Below are 2,327 nucleotides of genomic sequence, written 5' to 3'. Positions count from 1 at the left end.
GGAAACGGATGGACCCCCCGAAAGAAGGACATCCTGAGGAGCCACTCCACCCAGGGAGTGAGCACGTTGGTCGGAGGCCCCCACCTGCAGCGAGATCGGTCGGTTGCCTTGAGACCGGTCAGTTGACCGACCGGTCTCAAGGCAACCGACCGATCTCAGATAGCCACCCTCATGACCTCAGCCCTGGCCCGGGACCGGCACCGTCGACCAGTCCGTGTCCGAGGCCAGGTAGAAGCTCGGGTACGAGGGCTGGTTGTAGGTGGTCTGCTGACGCGCCACCTCGACGCGGTACTGCGGGTCCTGCATGAGCGTGTACAGCGCGATGTCGCTCGGCTCGGTCGTGGTGAACACCCGCAGGGCGGTCGAGTCCGCGGTGCGCACCAGCACCTCCTCGCGCCAGTCGCCGAGCACGTCGGCCACCAGCGACGGGTTGCCCTTGGTGCCGTTGTTGGTCAGCGTCCCGTCCAGCGTCGCGACAGTCCCGCGCGTCCAGTCCTTGATCGTGGGCGTCGCCGGGTCCGCGCCGTCCACGATCTGCGTGGTGCCGTCGCCGGCCCATCGCACGGACTGGTTGGTGCCCATGGTCGACGTCGCCACCTGCTCGCCCGTGGCGCTCAGCGTGCCCGACCCGAGGGTGCCGTCCGGCATGGACGCCCACACCTCGATGCCCGGCACGTCCGGCAGCACGTCGCCGATCATCGAGCGGCCGGTGTCGCGCCCCGAGTACTGGCCGAACAGCACCTCGCCGGTCGCGGCGTCGCGCATGGCCGAGCCGTACGGCGCCCAGGTGCCGCCCTCGTGCGCGGTCCAGATCTCCAGCCCCGGGCGGTCCGGGTCGATGTCGGCCACGTGCATGGCGTCGCCGTGCCCCAGGCCCGCGTTCGCCCCGGGATTCGCCGACCCCTCGGGCAGCGTGTCGAACGACGAGTACAGCAGGGAGCCGTCGTCGTCGAGCGTGGCGGAGCCGTAGACGATCTCCTGCTTGCCGTCGCCGTCGACGTCGGCCGCCGACAGCGAGTGGAAGCCCTGCGTGGTGATGCTGCCCCACTCGGGCGAGGTGCCGGGCACGCCGTGCGGGCTGTCGTTGAACGGGTTGGACATGGGCGTCCAGCCCGAGTCCGCGAGCCAGCGCCGGGTCAGCTTCTTGCCGTTCCAGTCGTACGCGGCGATCGTCGAGCGCGTGTAGTAGCCGCGCGCGAAGATCGCGCTCGGCCGACCCTCGGACAGGTACGCGACGCCGGACAGGAACCGGTCCACCCGGTTGCCGGGCTCGATGCGCGCCATCGCGTAGTCGCCCCAGAGCAGGCCGTCGTCGGTGCGCCCCGGCGCGTAGTCGACCGTCTCCAGCGGGCGGCCGCTGAGCCCGTCGAAGACGGTGAGGTACTCCGGGCCACTGATCACGAAGCCCTCGAACAGCCGGAGCTGGTTGCGCGTCGAGCGCGCGGGCGCGTACACGTCGATGAAGTGGTCGACGGCGGCGCGCGCGTCGGCGTCGGACAGCGGGTAGGTCCAGCGGGACTCGATGCCCCACGCCTCCTCGAGCGTGGCGGGCCACTGCCCGCTGGTCACCTCGGGGCGCGACGACCAGCCGCGGAACGTCTCCACGAGGTGCTCGTAGTAGTCCCCGGCCGACATCCGGTAGTCGTCCGTGTCGCGCACGCCGGCCGCGCGGTCGTCCTTGGCGATCGGCACGTAGCGCTGCCCGGCGGGCTTGCCGTCGCGATAGGTGGTGACGCGGGTGCCGGGGGCGGTCTTGACCATCAGCTCGGCGCGGCCGTCGCCGTCGTAGTCGTAGACGGGGAACTGCGTGTAGTGCGCGCCCGCGCGGATGTTGACGCCCATGTCGATGCGCCAGAGCTGCGTGCCGTCGAGCTCGTAGGCGTCGAGGTAGACGTTGCCCGTGTAGCCGACCTGGGACACGTCCTTGGAGTTGGACGGGTCCCACTTCACGACGACCTCGTAGTCGCCGTCGCCGTCGAGGTCCGCCACGGAGGCGTCGTTCGCGCGGTACGTGTAGGCCTCGCCGGCGGGCGTGACACCGTCGGCCGGCTTGTTCAGGGGGATGTCCAGGTGCCCGTCGCCCCACACGTCGACCGACGCCGACCGGCCCTTGTTCGGTCCGCTCAACGGCACCACGCGGTACCGGGCGTCGGCCGTGCCCGCGGCGTCGAGGTAGTTGGTCGCGCCCGTGACCGTGGCGACGCGCCGCCCGTCGCGGTACACCGCGAAGCCCGGGCCCTTCAGCCCGGCGTCGGTGTGCCCGCTGACCTCGGGCGCGAGCAGCCGCCAGCTCAGGAACACGCCCTCGCTGGTCGCGGCGGCCACCA

Annotated in this window: 1 protein-coding gene; it reads right to left on the bottom strand. The window is 71.4% G+C overall.

What is annotated here, in order from left to right:
* Positions 1 to 177 precede the first annotated feature (177 nt).
* Positions 178 to 2,327, bottom strand: a 2,150-nt coding sequence (locus tag PROKR_RS01475) for a rhamnogalacturonan lyase (protein ID WP_036959088.1), incomplete at its 5' end; no start/stop codon positions are given.

Origin of the sequence: Promicromonospora kroppenstedtii DSM 19349, from assembly GCF_000515355.1 — a bacterium.
Lineage (GTDB): Bacteria > Actinomycetota > Actinomycetes > Actinomycetales > Cellulomonadaceae > Promicromonospora > Promicromonospora kroppenstedtii.
This window is presented reverse-complemented; position numbering and strand designations above follow the sequence as displayed.